13 protein-coding genes and 1 pseudogene are annotated in these 15,131 nt (G+C 60.2%); 6 read left to right on the top strand and 8 right to left on the bottom strand.

Going from position 1 to position 15,131, the window contains the following annotated elements:
* Positions 1 to 29 precede the first annotated feature (29 nt).
* Entirely contained in the window at positions 30 to 1,223 is a 1,194-nt protein-coding gene (locus AC1DFB_RS10695) for a Hint domain-containing protein (RefSeq protein ID WP_170397212.1), read from the bottom strand.
* A gap of 170 nt (positions 1,224 to 1,393) precedes the next feature.
* Positions 1,394 to 2,370: pseudogene (meaB, locus tag AC1DFB_RS10700) on the bottom strand (methylmalonyl Co-A mutase-associated GTPase MeaB).
* A gap of 120 nt (positions 2,371 to 2,490) precedes the next feature.
* Here meaB and hrpB point away from each other — a divergent pair.
* The 3 genes from hrpB (at position 2,491) to AC1DFB_RS10715 (ending at position 7,150) form a co-directional block, all read left to right on the top strand.
* Positions 2,491 to 4,929, top strand: coding sequence for an ATP-dependent helicase HrpB (gene hrpB, locus AC1DFB_RS10705; RefSeq protein WP_480921225.1), 2,439 nt, complete (start codon positions 2,491 to 2,493; stop codon positions 4,927 to 4,929).
* A gap of 194 nt (positions 4,930 to 5,123) precedes the next feature.
* Positions 5,124 to 5,582, top strand: a complete 459-nt coding sequence (locus tag AC1DFB_RS10710; RefSeq protein WP_170511319.1) for an NUDIX hydrolase — start codon at positions 5,124 to 5,126, stop codon at positions 5,580 to 5,582.
* A gap of 89 nt (positions 5,583 to 5,671) precedes the next feature.
* A complete protein-coding gene (locus AC1DFB_RS10715; RefSeq protein ID WP_480921226.1) occupies positions 5,672 to 7,150 on the top strand; it encodes an inorganic phosphate transporter in 1,479 nt (492 codons plus the stop codon).
* 61 nt (positions 7,151 to 7,211) lie between these two features.
* On the opposite strand, the gene AC1DFB_RS10720 is transcribed toward AC1DFB_RS10715, so the two are convergent.
* Together AC1DFB_RS10720 and AC1DFB_RS10725 are read right to left on the bottom strand one after the other, a co-directional pair.
* The gene (locus AC1DFB_RS10720; RefSeq protein ID WP_480921227.1) at positions 7,212 to 8,186 is read right to left on the bottom strand and encodes a 2-dehydropantoate 2-reductase; all 975 of its coding nucleotides are present in this window, start codon (positions 8,184 to 8,186) and stop codon (positions 7,212 to 7,214) included.
* Between the two features lie 65 nt (positions 8,187 to 8,251).
* Positions 8,252 to 9,217: a pirin family protein gene (locus tag AC1DFB_RS10725; protein ID WP_480921228.1), complete on the bottom strand. Its 966-nt coding sequence runs from the start codon at positions 9,215 to 9,217 to the stop codon at positions 8,252 to 8,254.
* A 256-nt stretch (positions 9,218 to 9,473) separates the two neighbouring features.
* On the opposite strand from AC1DFB_RS10725, the gene AC1DFB_RS10730 reads away from it, so the two are divergent.
* Both AC1DFB_RS10730 and AC1DFB_RS10735 read left to right on the top strand, forming a co-directional pair.
* Positions 9,474 to 9,962 carry a peptidase associated/transthyretin-like domain-containing protein gene (locus AC1DFB_RS10730; RefSeq protein ID WP_170397223.1) on the top strand — a complete coding sequence of 163 codons (489 nt, stop codon included), beginning with the start codon at positions 9,474 to 9,476 and terminating at the stop codon, positions 9,960 to 9,962.
* Between the two features lie 6 nt (positions 9,963 to 9,968).
* Positions 9,969 to 10,565: a ferric reductase-like transmembrane domain-containing protein gene (locus tag AC1DFB_RS10735; RefSeq protein ID WP_480921229.1), complete on the top strand. Its 597-nt coding sequence runs from the start codon at positions 9,969 to 9,971 to the stop codon at positions 10,563 to 10,565.
* Between the two features lie 27 nt (positions 10,566 to 10,592).
* Here the strand turns inward: AC1DFB_RS10735 and AC1DFB_RS10740 are convergent, their stop codons facing one another.
* Genes AC1DFB_RS10740 through AC1DFB_RS10750 form a run of 3 tightly spaced genes read right to left on the bottom strand, consistent with a single transcriptional unit; the run spans position 10,593 to position 13,135 of the window.
* A complete protein-coding gene (locus AC1DFB_RS10740; protein ID WP_170511329.1) occupies positions 10,593 to 10,937 on the bottom strand; it encodes a tautomerase family protein in 345 nt (114 codons plus the stop codon).
* Between the two features lie 56 nt (positions 10,938 to 10,993).
* Positions 10,994 to 11,920: an ornithine carbamoyltransferase gene (gene argF, locus AC1DFB_RS10745; RefSeq protein WP_170404219.1), complete on the bottom strand. Its 927-nt coding sequence runs from the start codon at positions 11,918 to 11,920 to the stop codon at positions 10,994 to 10,996.
* Between the two features lie 27 nt (positions 11,921 to 11,947).
* A complete protein-coding gene (locus tag AC1DFB_RS10750) occupies positions 11,948 to 13,135 on the bottom strand; it encodes an acetylornithine transaminase (protein WP_480921230.1) in 1,188 nt (395 codons plus the stop codon).
* A gap of 294 nt (positions 13,136 to 13,429) precedes the next feature.
* Here AC1DFB_RS10750 and AC1DFB_RS10755 point away from each other — a divergent pair, with 294 nt between their 5' ends.
* A complete protein-coding gene (locus AC1DFB_RS10755) occupies positions 13,430 to 14,320 on the top strand; it encodes a DMT family transporter (RefSeq protein ID WP_170397236.1) in 891 nt (296 codons plus the stop codon).
* Here AC1DFB_RS10755 and AC1DFB_RS10760 read toward each other — a convergent pair.
* Positions 14,302 to 15,105 carry an ABC transporter permease gene (locus AC1DFB_RS10760; protein ID WP_170511463.1) on the bottom strand — a complete coding sequence of 268 codons (804 nt, stop codon included), beginning with the start codon at positions 15,103 to 15,105 and terminating at the stop codon, positions 14,302 to 14,304. The two genes, AC1DFB_RS10755 and AC1DFB_RS10760, sit on opposite strands and share 19 nt — an antisense overlap.
* Positions 15,106 to 15,131 lie beyond the last annotated feature (26 nt).

The raw sequence follows: 15,131 nt of genomic DNA on the forward strand, positions 1-15,131 counted from the left end.
GATGCGTTTAGTGGGAATCGCGCGAAGGGTCAAGACGGCTGCGGCGAAATCTTTGCACCCGAGTTGAATTCATTTGAGGTCAAGATCGGGGACATCCGCAACAGCGGCTTGTTATTCTTCAAATGCCGCGTGATCAACTGCGCTTGCAGCCGCCCGCCGGGGATCATGCGGGCCGGGTCGGCGCGGTAGTCAAGGTCTGTAAGTTCGGGAAAAATCTCGAATATCTCGCGACGCGACGCGGCGCTCAGCATTTTCAGCGCTTCGGGGCCGGTATAGAGGCTTTCGGTTGGCGCATCCTCGGCAAAGATCACCTGATGGCGGTCGAACAGCAGGTGGTAATACTCGACGCTTTCCACGCTTTCATCAACGTAGATATCCGGCATTGCGGTGAGTTTGATGGCCGGAATCAGAACCTCGGTCGTGCCGAACATGCGTTGGGCGATCTTTGAGTGCACCAGCATCCGATGCTGGCGCGAGACCAGCAGATCGCGATGCGGCAACCCCTCGCCCAATGCCCCTGCAAGGATACGCACAGGCCAGAGTCTGGGGTTGGCTTCAAGCTGGAAGCGATCAAATTCGCGCCGCCCGATCCAACGGATCGGGTGTAGGCCCTGCCCAAGTGTGTGGACCAGATCACCGGTGCGCAACGACTGGATCAGGGATCGCCCATCCTGTGTCGTGATCAATGTATCGCGCGTGAAACAGGGCATACCCGACCCGTTCTCGAACGCTGAATACGTGACGGTGATGCCTGAAGGCAGGGTAAATGTGCCGCTCGAGACTGAATAACCAACCCCGTCTTCGACCGTAATCACCCCGAAAGTATCGTCCGTGATAACAGTGCCCTCAGGGAGGTTCAGCGTGTCGGTTCCGCTGCCGCCGCGAATGTCACCCGACACCGTGGTGCTAGTGAAATTCAGCGTGTCATTACCGGCACCAAGCCGGATATCGCCGACGGTTGACCCCCTGATATCAACCGTATCCGCATCGGACCCGCTAGCGATGCGCCCGCCAACCGTGCTGTTGGTGACAATGATCGTGTCGGTGCCTGCATTGCCCAGGACATTGTTGGCAATGGTGCTATTGGTGATGGTGATATCGTCATCGCCGCCACGGCCACGGATACCGGTCACCGGAGGCGTCGCCGGGTTTCCGTTCAGAGTACCGTTGTCATTTGTGACATCGATATCGTCGTCGCCGTTGGTACCATTGATATTGGGCATTCTGACGTGTCCCGTTCCTCGGAGAATCCAGGCACGATCCGAGCTGACCAAGCCCTTTCTCAACCCGGTTCAAACGCAGTGACTTACACTCAAACACAACAATATATGTAGCTTTAATACACGATTAGCGGTCAGCGCACCAGCCGCGCACGCATCATACCGCCAGAGTGTTACGCGTCGGACAGCCCGGAGAGGATTTGTTCGGCCGCCGCCGATGGGCTGAGGTGGCCCGCACTGACCTGAGCGCCAAGATCGCTCATCCGACTGCGCATCTGTGGCGTTTCGAGACGCGCAAGCAATGCGTGGCGTACCTCTTGCTCGAACCAGTATTGTGCCTGTGTGGCGCGGTTCAATACCCAATGCCCGGCTTCGCGCCGCCAGGTTGTCAGGGCCTGCATCTCGTCCCAGGCCTGTTCCAGCCCATGCTCTTCAACCGCTGAAACGGTCATGGCCTTGGGAAACCCTTCGGGGTCCTGCGGGCGTTTGCGCAGCAGACGCAGCGCGCCCGCGTAATCGGCGCAGGTGCGGGTTGCAGTCGCTTTCAGGTCGCCATCGGCCTTGTTGATCAGGATCATGTCGGCCATCTCCATGATGCCGCGCTTGACGCCCTGCAACTCATCTCCGCCCGCCGGGGCCAGCAGCAGCAGGAACAGGTCAGACATCTCGGCCACAACGGTTTCCGATTGGCCCACACCCACGGTTTCAATCAGCACGACGTCAAAACCAGCCGCCTCACAAAGTGCAATCGCTTCGCGTGTGCGGCGCGCCACGCCACCAAGATGGCTCTGGCTGGGGGACGGGCGGATAAAGGCGTCTTTCTCGCGGCTCAGTCTTTCCATGCGGGTCTTATCGCCCAGGATCGAGCCCCCGAACGGGCCGAGCTGGGGTCAACTGCAAGAACCGCAACACGCAGCCCCTGCCCCGTCAGCATCATGCCGAAGCTTTCGATAAAGGTCGATTTGCCCACACCCGGCGTGCCCGACAGGCCGATCCGCAACGCCTGGCGCCCGGCGCCGCTCAATTGATCCAGCAGCGCGGTTGCCTGCGCTCGATGATCTTCACGCCCGCTTTCGACCAGTGTGATCGCACGGGCCAATGCCCTGCGCTCTCCGTTCAAGATCCTGTCGCCAAGCTCGGCAATGTTCATCGGTAAGTCCCCGGCTGGAATTTGCCCTAGATGAGGGGGGATGACCCGGTTTGTCCAGCCCCAACCGGAGCCGAGTTTGGCGACGCTGGACCTTGGCCGAGGCTTTGGCGATAAGGCGATATGACCCGGTTGCCCATTGATGACGCCATTCCCGATCTTCTGAACGCCTTGCGAACGCATGGGCGCGCGGTGCTGCAGGCGCCGCCGGGTGCGGGCAAGACAACCCGCGTGCCGCTTGAGATGCTGCAGGCCGGTCTGTGCGAGGGCCGGATCGTCATGCTGGAACCCCGGCGGCTGGCCGCCCGCGCCGCCGCCGAACGCATGGCTGAGACGCTGGGTGAGCCCGTGGGCCAGACCGTGGGCTATCGTGTCCGTGGAGACGTGAAAGTTTCAAAGGCGACGCACATCGAGGTTGTGACCGAAGGTATCCTGACACGGATGCTGCAATCCGAACCTGACCTGCCCGGCGTAGGTGCTGTGATATTCGATGAATTCCACGAACGGTCCCTGAACGCCGATCTTGGGCTTGCACTGTGCCTTGAGGTGACTGGAGCGTTGCGCGATGACCTGATCTTGCTGGCGATGTCCGCGACGCTGGATGCTGAACCGGTGGGCCAGCTGATGAACGCGCCTCTGGTGACATCCGAAGGGCGCAGCTATCCGGTCGAGACCCGCTGGTTGGACCGGCCTTTGGCGCCGCAGGCGCGGCGACTGGACGCGCTGATCGATCTGGTGGTGCGAGCCGAACGGGAAACCAAAGGGGGCATGCTGGTGTTCCTGCCCGGTGAAGGTGAAATTCGGCGGGCCGAGGCGGCTTTGGCCAGCCGTCTACCCGACACCTGTTCAGTGCGGCCTTTGTTCGGAGCACTGCCCTTTGCCGCCCAGCGCGCGGCGATTGCGCCGGTTAAGCAAGGTCGCAAGGTGGTTCTGGCGACGTCGATTGCCGAAACCTCGCTGACTATTCCCGATATCCGCGTGGTGGTCGATATGGGGCAAGCCCGGCGGGCACGGTTCGATCCCGGATCAGGCATGTCGCAGCTGGTGACCGAGCGGGTGACGCGGGCCGAAGCGACGCAGCGCGCAGGCCGTGCGGGGCGTGTGGCCGAAGGTGTCTGCTATCGGTTGTGGTCCAAGGGCGAAGAAGGTGCACTAGCCGCCTACCCGCCTGCCGAGATCGAGGCAGCCGATCTGACCGGGCTGGCGTTAGAATTGTCGCTCTGGGGCGCAGAACCGGGTGATCTTGCGTTTCCGACCGCGCCGCCCGAAGGCACGCTGGCTGAGGCGCGCGCGTTGCTGGCGATGCTGGGTGCCCTGGATGGCAAAGATAGGATCACCGAACATGGGCGGGCGCTGGCGGCGCTGCCGCTGCATCCTCGGCTGGGGCACATGCTGCTGCACGCGGGACCTGAGGCCGCGACACTGGCGGCGCTGATGGCGGAACGCGATCCGCTGCGGGGCGCGCCGGTCGATCTGTCTTTGAGGCTTGAGGTGCTGCGAGACGTGCGCGCGTTTCAGCGCAATCGGGTCTGGCAGGTCAACATGGGCGCGCTGGATCGGATCAAGGGCGAAGCAAAACGGTTGCGCGCGCAATCTAAGGATGCGGGCGGTCTGAGCCCGGCAGCGATGGCGGCGCTGGCCTATCCCGATCGCATCGGACAGCGACGCAAGGGAGATGTCCCGCGTTATGTCCTGTCGGGTGGCAAAGGCGTCGTGCTGGAAGCCGGTGATACGCTGGCAGGTGCGCCATATCTCGTGGTGACGGATACGGATGGGAACCCGCGTGAGGCGCGTGTGCGCATGGCAGCGCAGATTTCCGAGGGGGAAATTCGCGATCTATTCGGCGATCAGATCGCGTGGGTCGACAGCTGCGACTGGTCGAAACGCGAACGCCGTGTCGTGGCGCGCAGGCAAGAGCGGTTCGGAGCGATCACGCTGGACGACCGCATCTGGAAAGATGTCCCCGAGGATGCATTGGCGCAGGCGATGTTGGACGGGGTGCGCGATCTGGGTGTGCGGCTGAACGGGGCCGCAGCGCGATTGGCCGCTCGGGTCGAGTTGATCCGCGCGGAAGGCGCTGATTTGCCGGACTTCTCGGAAACCGGGCTGATGGATACGCTGGAAGACTGGCTGCTGCCGATGCTCTCGGGCGTGCGCAATGCCGATGACTGGAAGCGGTTCGACCTGCTGCCCGCGCTGCGCGCCCGGCTGGACTGGGACCAGATGCAGGAACTGGATCGGCGGGCGCCGGGCTCGTTTGTGACTCCGTTGGGCCGCAAGCTGCCAATTGACTATGGCGGTGCGGTGCCCGAAATCTCGGTTCGGCTACAAGAGGTATTTGGCGTTACGCAACATCCGGTGGTTGGGGGCGAGCCTTTGAAGATCACGCTGCTGTCACCGGCCCAGCGACCGATCCAGATCACCCGTGATCTGCCCGGATTCTGGGCCGGGTCTTATGCGGATGTGCGCAAGGACATGCGGGCGCAGTACCCAAAACATCCCTGGCCCGAAGATCCAACTCAGGCGGATCCAACGCTGCGCGCGAAGCGGCGCAAAGGCTAAGTTGATCAGGTGGGCGTTGATAAGCCTCATTGGCGGAAACGGCGGAAAGCGCACAAATTGCTGCAAAAATACACGAAACACTGAAAGTTCAGGCCATATTTTGCGGTTATCCGAGGGCGGTATTGTTAACTCAGCAATACATGATTATGTAACTTCTTCGAATTACAAAAAGAATACGCCCGAGCAGGCCTGACATGACGACATGGATACGCAACATCTGGGAAGAGGTCGCGCGACCGCTGATCCAGCGCCCAAGCCGGGTGCAGGTTGCTGCGTTGTGTACCCGCAAGGCAGGTCCCGGTGACGACGTTTTGTTAATCACCAGTCGGGGCACCGGACGCTGGATTATCCCCAAAGGCTGGCCCATTGATGGGCTCAACGGGCCGGAAACCGCATTGCGGGAAGCCTGGGAAGAGGCTGGGGTGCGTGCAACGGAGGTGCAGAAAGATCCCGTTGGTCATTACTCATACGACAAAAGGTTGGATGACGGCACGGCGTTGCCGGTTATCACCAGCGTTTATCGGATCGAGGTGACCGGACTGGCGGATGTATTCCCCGAGTCCGATCAGCGTAAGCGCTGCTGGGTGTCCCCGAAGGTGGCCGCCGAACGCGTGCAAGAGCCGGAATTGCGCGACTTGCTACTGCAATTGTAACAATATTGTAAAAAACTGATGACAAAGGTTGCCGCGCCCATTGGAACCGTTTAGCGGCGGGCATCATTCAAAACAGCCGTTGTGAACCGATGTCAGACCACCCCACTAAAGCCCGTTGGCACGCACTGGACCGTGACCTACAGCGTATCTCGCGCGTTGAGCACGCCAATGCCCAAGTATCGCGTCCTCTGTTGGCCCCCGGAATTGCACTGGCCTTTATCGCGCTGGCAGGTTTGGCTGCAGCGCTTCTGTTCGGACGGGCCGATGGTGGTGTGATCGTTGTCGCAGCTGCGGCATTCGGCGCTTACATGGCGATCAATATCGGTGCCAACGACGTGGCCAACAATATGGGCCCGGCAGTGGGGGCCAATGCTCTGACCATGGGCGGAGCCATCCTAATTGCCGCCATCGCAGAAAGCGCCGGCGCGTTGCTGGCAGGGGGGGATGTGGTTTCGACCATCTCTAAGGGCATCATCGATCCGATGTCGGTGCAGAACAGCAATGTGTTCATCTGGGCGATGATGGCGGCCCTGATATCGTCGGCACTGTGGGTCAATCTGGCTACCTGGGTCGGGGCACCGGTTTCGACCACGCATTCGGTGGTCGGCGGCGTGATGGGTGCCGGCATTGCAGCAGCGGGCCTGAGCGCGGTGAGTTGGGGCACGATGAGCGCGATTGCCGCCAGCTGGGTGATCTCACCCGTTTTGGGCGGGATGATTGCAGCCGCCTTTCTGGCATTGATCAAACACAAGATCCAGTATCAGGACGACAAGATCGCGGCAGCGCGGCGCTGGGTGCCCGTTCTGGTTGCCGTGATGGCAGGGGCGTTTGCCACCTACTTGTCGGTCAAAGGCCTGAAGCGGATCGTCAAAATTGATCTTCAATTTGCCCTTTTGATCGGTCTGACCTTTGGCGGCCTGGTCTGGGCTGCGACGGTACCGTGGGTCAAGCGCAAGTCTGAAGGGTTGGAGAACCGGACCCGGTCGTTGAAGACATTGTTTGGCCTGCCTCTGGTGATTTCGGCCACATTTCTGAGCTTTGCGCATGGGGCCAATGATGTGGCCAATGCGGTCGGTCCATTGGCGGCGATCGTGCATGCGGCCGAGTTCGGAGATTTTGCCACGAAAGTCTCGATCCCGACATGGGTCATGGTGATCGGCGCGTTTGGCATCTCGTTCGGCCTATTCCTGTTCGGTCCCAAGCTGATCCGTATGGTCGGCAGCCAGATCACCAAGCTGAACCCGATGCGGGCGTTCTGTGTCGCGCTATCGGCGGCGATCACGGTCATCGTCGCCAGTTGGCTGGGTCTGCCGGTCAGTTCGACTCATATCGCGGTTGGGGCCGTCTTTGGTGTTGGCTTCTATCGGGAGTGGCATGCAGAACGGCGGTGGAAATACTCGAACCGCCAGCGACCGGCAGAGCTGCGACTGGCGCGCGAGGAACGGCGGCGGCGCAAGCTGGTGCGGCGGTCGCATTTCATGACCATCGTGGCGGCCTGGGTGATCACGGTACCGGCAGCGGCAGTGATGTCGGCGCTAATTTTCTGGGTTTTGACTGCGTTCGCTTGATCGGATTTTGCGAGGCTCTGCCTCGCGCTCCGAGGTATTTTAGGCCAGATGAAGAGACGGATCAGGTTATGATCTGGTCGACTGTGAGCGGCGTGTCCGGTGATTGGTGGATGAGTTGAGAGACTCGGCTATTGATCGGGGTTGGGATCGCGTACTGTTGGCCGAGTTTGATGATTTCGCCCTGTAGACTGTCGATTTCGGTCGGGCGACCCGCCGTCAGATCATAAGCCATCGAGGTGCGCGCATTTGGATCGATGGTCAGCATTTTTGCCGCAATTCGTGTAAAAATTGGCGTTGGCAGACGTAGAATGTGCGGTGTCATCCATGCGGGTAGTGGCGTTGTGGAGGTGGCCTCGATCTCGGCGACTTTCAAAACACGCTGCGCCTCGGCCATTTGATCAGCCATCAGGCGACGCCAGTTTCGGTCGAGCAGTTGGTTTTGCAAGGTCTGGCCGGACAATGCGTTCAATGCATTGTTGAGGTTGATCACCAGCTTACCCCATTGCACTGCCTCGATCTGGTCGCTTTCGCTGACGGGTAGATCTGGGGCGCTTAGGCGTTCAGCCAGAGACCGGGAGCCACGCTCGATGACGATCTCGCCCGATGTGGCGCGGTGATAGGTTGCCGGGCCCGTCGGCACCACGTTGAACGGCACCATTCCAGCCCGAACGTCGCGTCCGGGAAGAGCGGTGCGCAGGGTGCGGGCGCTCTCGAGCCCATTCTGCCAAGACAGAACCGGGGCCGTTTCCGTGGCGTGTGCGGCGATCAGCGCTGCCATCTCAGCGGTCGCGCCGGTTTTTACCGTGACGATGACCAACTCGGCATCCCCGAGACAGGCAGGGTCTTCGCTGAGCGTGAGTTGTGCGGCGGCGACGTGACGATGCAGGTTCGAGAAATCTGTCACCGTCAGCCCCTGTCCCCGAATGGCGTTCAGCACCCGCGCGCGACCCAGCAGCGTCACGCTGTGTCCCGCTGCGGCCAGCAATGCACCGCAAAAGCAGCCAATGCTGCCTGCACCGGCGATGACGATATTCATGGCTTACCTCCGCTGTGCCTCCAAGGATCGCCGGGATCGTTCAACGGAGCCAGCGTGACGTGAGGTCAGACGCGGGCGCGTCTGGGTCGGGTGCGTTCGAGGTCTTCCGAGATCGGAATGAACTCCTGATCATCACCGGGCGGCAGGTGGAAGGCGCCGTTCGCCCAGTCGGCAGTTTTCCATTCGCGTGTGGCGGTTTCGATTTTCTCCTTCGAGGAGGAGACGAAGTTCCACCAGATGTAGCGATCTTCGTTCAGGGTTGCGCCGCCCAGCAACAACAGCCGCGCACCCAGTGGTCCGGCCTTCACGGACAGGTGATCGCCGGGGCGGAAGACCATCATGCGACCCGCCTCGAAGCTGTCGCCTGCGATCTCGACCGAGCCTGTGGTGACATAGACACCGCGATCCTCGTGATTGTCGGGCAGCGGGAAGGAGGCACCCGGTTCGAGCTGGACGTCGAGATAAAAGGTCTCGGACAGCATGGTGACCGGGCTGGTTTCGCCATAGGCGGAACCAAGGATCAGGCGGGCGCTGACGCCTGCATCCTGAATATGAGGCAACGCGCCCTGTTTGTGGTGTTCGAAATCGGGGGCCATATCTTCGTGCGTTTCGGGTAAGGCGATCCAAGTCTGGATGCCAAACAGGCTGTGTTTCTTGCCGCGTGTTTGGTCACTGGTACGTTCGGAATGGGTCACACCACGCCCAGCGACCATCCAGTTGACCTCGCCGGGATAGATCATCTGATGCGTGCCGAGACTGTCGCGGTGTTCAAACTCGCCCTGATATAAATAGGTCACGGTACCAAGTCCGATATGGGGATGCGGCCGTACGTCAATACCGCCTTCGGTGATGAATTCGGCCGGACCCATTTGGTCGAAGAAGATGAAGGGGCCGACCAGTTGCCGTTTGACCGAGGGTAGCGCGCGGCGCACCTCGAACCCGCCCAGATCACGGGTACGGGGGATGATCAGGCTGTCTAGCGCCGGGTTCTCGGACCGGCAGTCGGGGGTATGGGTCGGATTCCAGCTCATTCTCGCTCTCCCTTGGGTCAGGATCTGGCTTGGGCTTCAATATGTTTGATAATGTGGAATATAGTATGATTTATTATCTGGCATAGCGCATGAGTGCACATATACAGTGCACGATGGGCGGAAACGGCGGCAACGCTCACGTGACGGTGATGAAATGACCCGATCTTCAGACCAGCTTAACTCGGCTTTCGCAACAAACGTGCTAGATTGAGTGTCAGGCCAGACACCATGCCCGTTATCGAAAGGAGCCCTCTCGATGTCGCACGTTCTTCTTACCCGCCGCAGCGCGTTGGTTACGGCGGGCTGTTTTGCAGCGCTAGGCACGGCCGGGCTGACCACGCCCGCGCGGGCGCAGGGCGTTGCACCGACCCCGTCCATGCGGGGCGGATCGAACAACTATCGCCCCGGCGCCCCTATTGTGCAGCGCATCGGCGGCGGAGGTTTCTGGATGACCGGCACCGTGCGCCGCGCAGGCGACGGAGCCCCCTTGCCCGGACAGCGTATCCAGATCTGGGCGCATACGACCGAAGGGCACGAGCGCGACCAGCGCAGCCATGGGGCGACGCTGACGGATGCGAACGGTGAATTTCGGCTTGAGATGCCACAAATCGTGCCCGCCTTTGGCCAACCGCACGGGCATCTCGCCTATGACAGCGGCGAATTCGAGACGGTTTTCCTACGCCCGGTGATGTCGAGCGCGAAGGATAAAACGCTTGCCGCGCATTTCGTCTTGCAGCCTGCCTGATACGTGTTGAGGCGCATACTGATCTGGGCAGCGTTGATTGTCGCCCTTCTGGTGCCGGTTATCGCGGCAGCATTCAGCCCCTATCTGGCGTGGCGCGAGCCGATCTACATCCTTGCCGGGTTTGCGGGCATCGTCGGGATGTGCCTTCTGCTGATGCAACCCTTGCTGGCCGGACGCTGGTTGCCTGGGCTTTCACCTGTGCGCAGCCGCTTATGGCACAGGCGGTGCGGTCTGGCCCTTGTCGCAGCGATCGTAATCCATGTGGGCGGTTTGTGGATCACGAGCCCGCCGGATGTCGTGGACGCGCTTCTATTCGTATCAGCCACACCCTTTTCCGTCTGGGGTGTGATCGCGATGTGGACGGGTTTTGCTGCAGCAACGATGGGTGTTTTGCGGCTACGCCTGAACCTGCGATTTCGGCTCTGGCGTCTGGGGCACACAGGACTGGCGCTGGTAACCATTCTGGGCAGTGTCGTACACGCCCTGCTGATCGAGGGCACAATGGAGATCATGACCAAGATCGCATTGTGTGTGCTGGTAGTTCTGGCGTGCGTCGCTACGCTCGCCAGATTACGGGTCTGGGATGTGACCCGACGCGTTTAGTCATCCCATACGCATGCCGGGGCCGCGTCAGGCTGATAGGCGTTTGGCATAGGTCGCGCGATCTATTTCAACATCCCGCACGGTGATGCTGCCGACCGTGGGCGCAGACGCAGCCAGAACATTCAGAATGATCGCGTTCAACTCGGCGCGCGTTGCCTCATCTCGGCCTTGCAACAACAAGAGCGTGGCATGAATGAAGGTCTGCGGTTCGGTCCCGATGCGGAAATACGGAAACGAGGTGGCACGGATTTTGAGTGTTGGGGCATCGAATTCTTCATGCGCGGCGAGCACGGAATAGAGCTGCTCACAGATGGCTTGAAAATCATGAGTTTTTTCGAGCCCGGCAGAGAATTCCAGAGTGATGTGTGGCATTGGTTGCTCCGAGATTTAAGAGAGCCATCTATGGCTCTCCCAGATTGCTGTCGGCCTCAGACGCCCAGACACCAGCGCATCACGGCTTTTTGCGCATGCAGGCGGTTTTCGGCCTCGTCAAAGATCACCGAGTTCGGGCCGTCCATGACCTCGGATGTGGCCTCTTCTTCGCGGTGCGCAGGCAGGCAGTGCATGAACAACGCGTCTGGCTTGGCATGCGACATCAGCTCGGCGTTGACCTGATAGGGGCGCAGCATGTTGTGGCGGCGCTCCTTCGCGGATTGAGAATCGTGCATTGAGACCCAGGTGTCGGCGACCACGAGGTCGGCCCCTTCAACAGCTTTGTGCGGGTCCCGTTCGATCACGATTTTCGAGCCCTTCTGGCGTGCAAGCCCCATGAATTCTTCTTCCGGGTCCAGCTGCGCCGGGCCGGTGAATGTCAGGTCGAAACCGAATTGACCGGCGGCATGCAGAAATGAAGCGCAGACATTGTTGCCATCGCCGGTCCAAACGACCTTTTTTCCTGCGATGGGGCCGCGATGCTCTTCATAGGTCAGCACATCGGCCATGATTTGGCAGGGATGTGTACGATCGGTCAGACCATTGATGACGGGAACGTCCGAGTATTCGGACATCTCGGTCAGGATGGTTTCATCAAAGGTTCGGATCATGATCATGTCGACATAGCGCGACAGGACCCGTGCAGTGTCGGCGATGGTCTCGCCATGGCCCAGCTGCATGTCCTTGCCGGACAGCACCATGGTCTGCCCGCCCATTTGGCGCACGCCAACATCGAAGGACACGCGGGTCCGCGTTGATGGCTTTTCAAAGATCAGCGCAACCATGCGGCCTGCCAGAGGCTGCTCGTCGTCGGGGGCGGCTTTGGGACGCCCAAGGCGCGCCTGTTTCATCGCGCTGGCCTGATCGATCATGTTCCGCAGATCACCTGCGTCAGTTTTGTGGATATCAAGGAAGTGGTTCATTTTAATTCACTTTTCAATCAGGCGAGTTCAGGCCGAAGCCATTGCGTTTTCGACTTGTGCCGCAGTTTTCTCGAGGCGGATCAGGGCTTGTGCGATGTCATCCTCGGTGAGGGTCAGCGGCGGCAGCAGGCGGATCACGTTATCTGCGGCGGGGACCGTTATGACCTCGTTGTCATAGCCAGCGTTGACCACGTCGATATTGGCGGGTTTGCATTTCAGGCCAAGCATCAAACCTGAGCCGCGCACCTCCTCGAATACTTCGGGGTGGTCCGCGATCAGGCCTTCGAGCTTCTGACGCAGCAGGCCTGCCTTGCGATTCACACCTTCGAGGAAGGCCGGAGTAGCGACCTGATCAATCACCGCGCAGCCAACGGCACAGCCCAAGGGGTTGCCGCCATAGGTCGAGCCGTGGGTGCCTGCCGTCATGCCGCTGGCGGCCTCTTCGGTGGCCAGAACCGCACCCAGAGGAAAACCGCCGCCGATGCCTTTGGCGACCATCATGATATCCGGCGTGATGCCGGCCCATTCATGGGCAAAGAGTTTGCCGGTCCGCCCAACGCCGCATTGGACTTCATCGAGGATCAGCAAAAGGCCGTTATCATCGCAAATCTGGCGCAGGGCTTTCAGCTCTGCATCCGGAACGGAGCGGATGCCGCCTTCGCCCTGCACCGGTTCGATCAGGATGGCTGCCGTGGTGTCGGTGATAGCGTTGGTGACGCCGTCGAGGTCTCCGAATGTCAGATGCACAAAGCCGGGAAGCAGCGGTCCAAAGCCTTTGGTCATCTTCTCGGACCCGGCGGCGGCGATACCCGCCGATGACCGGCCATGGAATGAGCCGTCGAAGGTGATGATCTCGACCTTCTCGGGCTGACCTTTGTCATAGAAATACTTGCGGGCCATTTTGACGGCCAATTCGCAGGATTCAGTGCCCGAATTGGTGAAGAACACCGTATCGGCAAAGGTGTGTTCCACCAGCTTGTCCGCCAGTGCCTGCTGTTGTGGAATGTTATAGAGGTTTGAAACATGCCAAAGCGCATGCGCCTGTTCCGTCAGGGCCGCCACAAGCGCCGGATGCGCATGACCCAGCGCGTTTACCGCGATGCCCGCGCCCAGATCCAGAAAACGTCGGCCATCCGCCTCGGTCAGCCAGGCGCCTTCGCCCTTCACGAATGTCAGGGGCGCGCGGTTATAGGTCGGCAGAACGGACGGGATCATCGGATCATCCTTTTCGAATAGCTTGAGCCCTGTGAGTGATACACTGGGGCCATGGTCGTCAACTGATTTGGCGGGGTTTGCGCGGATTTGGACAGCGCAAATGGATCAAACGGGCCGATTATGCGGTCAGGCGTCGGCGTCGGAGGCGCAGGATATGTGCGGTATTGATCATGTGAGGCCGTATAGCGGGGTGCACCGGGTCTGAAAACCCCGTTTTTGCGATCGGGGCAAAAATCATTCTGAGACCGGGATTTACCGCTTGTCATTTACCCGACGCTGGCGCACGGCTGAACCATGACACCGATACGTCAGAATCCTGCCCTTGCGGCCCTGCTGATCCTTGCGGCCAGCGCCCTTCTCGCAGGGACCACATTGCTGGCGAAAGCACTGGGGACGGATGTGCTTGGCCCTGCCCTGCATCCGATGCAGATCAGCCATGGACGGTTTCTGTTTGCCTTTCTGGTAATCGTGACAGCCGTCGGCATCATGCGCCCCCGCCTGAGCCGCCCGCATTGGGGTCTGCATATCGGACGGACGAGCTTCGGCTGGCTGGGGATCACGCTGATGTTTGCATCCGTTGCTTTCATACCGATTGCGGATGCAACGGCGATCTCGTTCCTGAACCCGGTCTTTGCCATGATGTTGGCGATCCCGCTGCTGAAAGAAGGTGTCGGCCCGTGGCGCTGGTTGGCCGCCATCGTGGCCTTGATCGGTGCCTTGGTTCTGTTGCGTCCAACGCCCGCTAGCTTTCAACCCGCTGCATTACTGGCCCTGACCGCAGCAGTGATAATTGGGATGGAACTGATCTTTATCAAAAAGCTCTCGGGCCGAGAAATACCGATCCAGATTCTGCTGATCAACAATGCGATGGGTCTGACCATTGCGACAGTCGCGGTAAGTTTCGTTTTCCAGATGCCGACGCCTCAGCAATGGGCGGCGCTGGCCTCGATTGGTGTGCTAATGGCCTGTGCGCAGGCTTGTTTCGTCAACGGAATGGCGCGGGCGGATGCCTCTTTTGTGGCTCCGATCAGCTACGCTACGCTGATCTTCGCTGCCTTCTACGATTTCGCGGTATTCAAGGTGATACCGGATGGGATCAGCCTGATCGGCTCGGCCATCATCCTGACCGGAGGTCTGATTCTGGTCTGGCGCGAGGCGATACACCGTCAGGCCTTGAGCCGGTAGCCGGTACGCAACATCTGCCAGGTCAATCCTCCAACCAACAATGTCGCGCTGGCGCAGATCGCCATGCCCAACCAAGGAGAGCTGTCGGACACGCCGATCATCCCATAGCGCAACCCGTCAATCAGATAGAAGACCGGGTTCGCATGGCTTAGCCGATTGAGCACTGGCGGTAGCGCCTGCACAGAATAGAAAGTGCCGGACAAGAAAGCCAAAGGCGTGACGATGAAATTGGTGATCGCCGCCATCTGGTCGAACTTGTTGGCAAAAATCCCGGCAAATAGCCCAAGCGCGCCCATGAACGCGCCGCCTAAAACCACGAATATCAGTGCGATCATCGGGTTCTGCGGCACGATGCCCAGAACCAACGCCAGAGCGATTGCGACAACAAGGGCGATCAGGATACCGCGGGCGATGCCTCCGGCCAGATAACCCAATAGGATTTCTAGCGGCGATAGCGGCGGCATCAGCGTATCGACGATATTGCCCTGAACCTTGGCGATCACCATCGATGACGATGTATTGGCAAAGGCGTTCTGAATCACGGTCATCATCATGATGCCCGGTGCCAGAAAGGTCAGAAACGGCACCCCCATCACATCCGGTCGGCTGGGACCAATAGCAATGTTGAAGATCAGCAGGAACAGGCCTGCCGTCACCAGCGGTGCCAGCAGGGTCTGCGTCCACACGGCCAGAAAGCGCAGGGTTTCGCGCTGCGCCAGTGTATAGAGGCCCATCCAATTCACCGCGCCAAAGCGGCGTGCGTCGTGATCCATGAGATTATGCATGCTCTGCCCCATACCTGATTCGAAGA

Source organism: Ruegeria sp. S84 (genome assembly GCF_056583445.1).

Coding starts and splice junctions, on each gene's coding strand:
- AC1DFB_RS10750 (WP_480921230.1), bottom strand. CDS start 13,135: ATGATCCCGTCCGTTCTGCCGACCTATAACCGCGCGCCCCTGACATTC.
- AC1DFB_RS10710 (WP_170511319.1), top strand. CDS start 5,124: ATGACGACATGGATACGCAACATCTGGGAAGAGGTCGCGCGACCGCTG.
- AC1DFB_RS10715 (WP_480921226.1), top strand. CDS start 5,672: ATGTCAGACCACCCCACTAAAGCCCGTTGGCACGCACTGGACCGTGAC.
- AC1DFB_RS10755 (WP_170397236.1), top strand. CDS start 13,430: ATGACACCGATACGTCAGAATCCTGCCCTTGCGGCCCTGCTGATCCTT.
- hrpB (WP_480921225.1), top strand. CDS start 2,491: ATGACCCGGTTGCCCATTGATGACGCCATTCCCGATCTTCTGAACGCC.
- AC1DFB_RS10695 (WP_170397212.1), bottom strand. CDS start 1,223: ATGCCCAATATCAATGGTACCAACGGCGACGACGATATCGATGTCACA.
- AC1DFB_RS10720 (WP_480921227.1), bottom strand. CDS start 8,186: ATGAATATCGTCATCGCCGGTGCAGGCAGCATTGGCTGCTTTTGCGGT.
- AC1DFB_RS10725 (WP_480921228.1), bottom strand. CDS start 9,217: ATGAGCTGGAATCCGACCCATACCCCCGACTGCCGGTCCGAGAACCCG.
- AC1DFB_RS10730 (WP_170397223.1), top strand. CDS start 9,474: ATGTCGCACGTTCTTCTTACCCGCCGCAGCGCGTTGGTTACGGCGGGC.
- argF (WP_170404219.1), bottom strand. CDS start 11,920: ATGAACCACTTCCTTGATATCCACAAAACTGACGCAGGTGATCTGCGG.
- AC1DFB_RS10760 (WP_170511463.1), bottom strand. CDS start 15,105: ATGCATAATCTCATGGATCACGACGCACGCCGCTTTGGCGCGGTGAAT.
- AC1DFB_RS10740 (WP_170511329.1), bottom strand. CDS start 10,937: ATGCCACACATCACTCTGGAATTCTCTGCCGGGCTCGAAAAAACTCAT.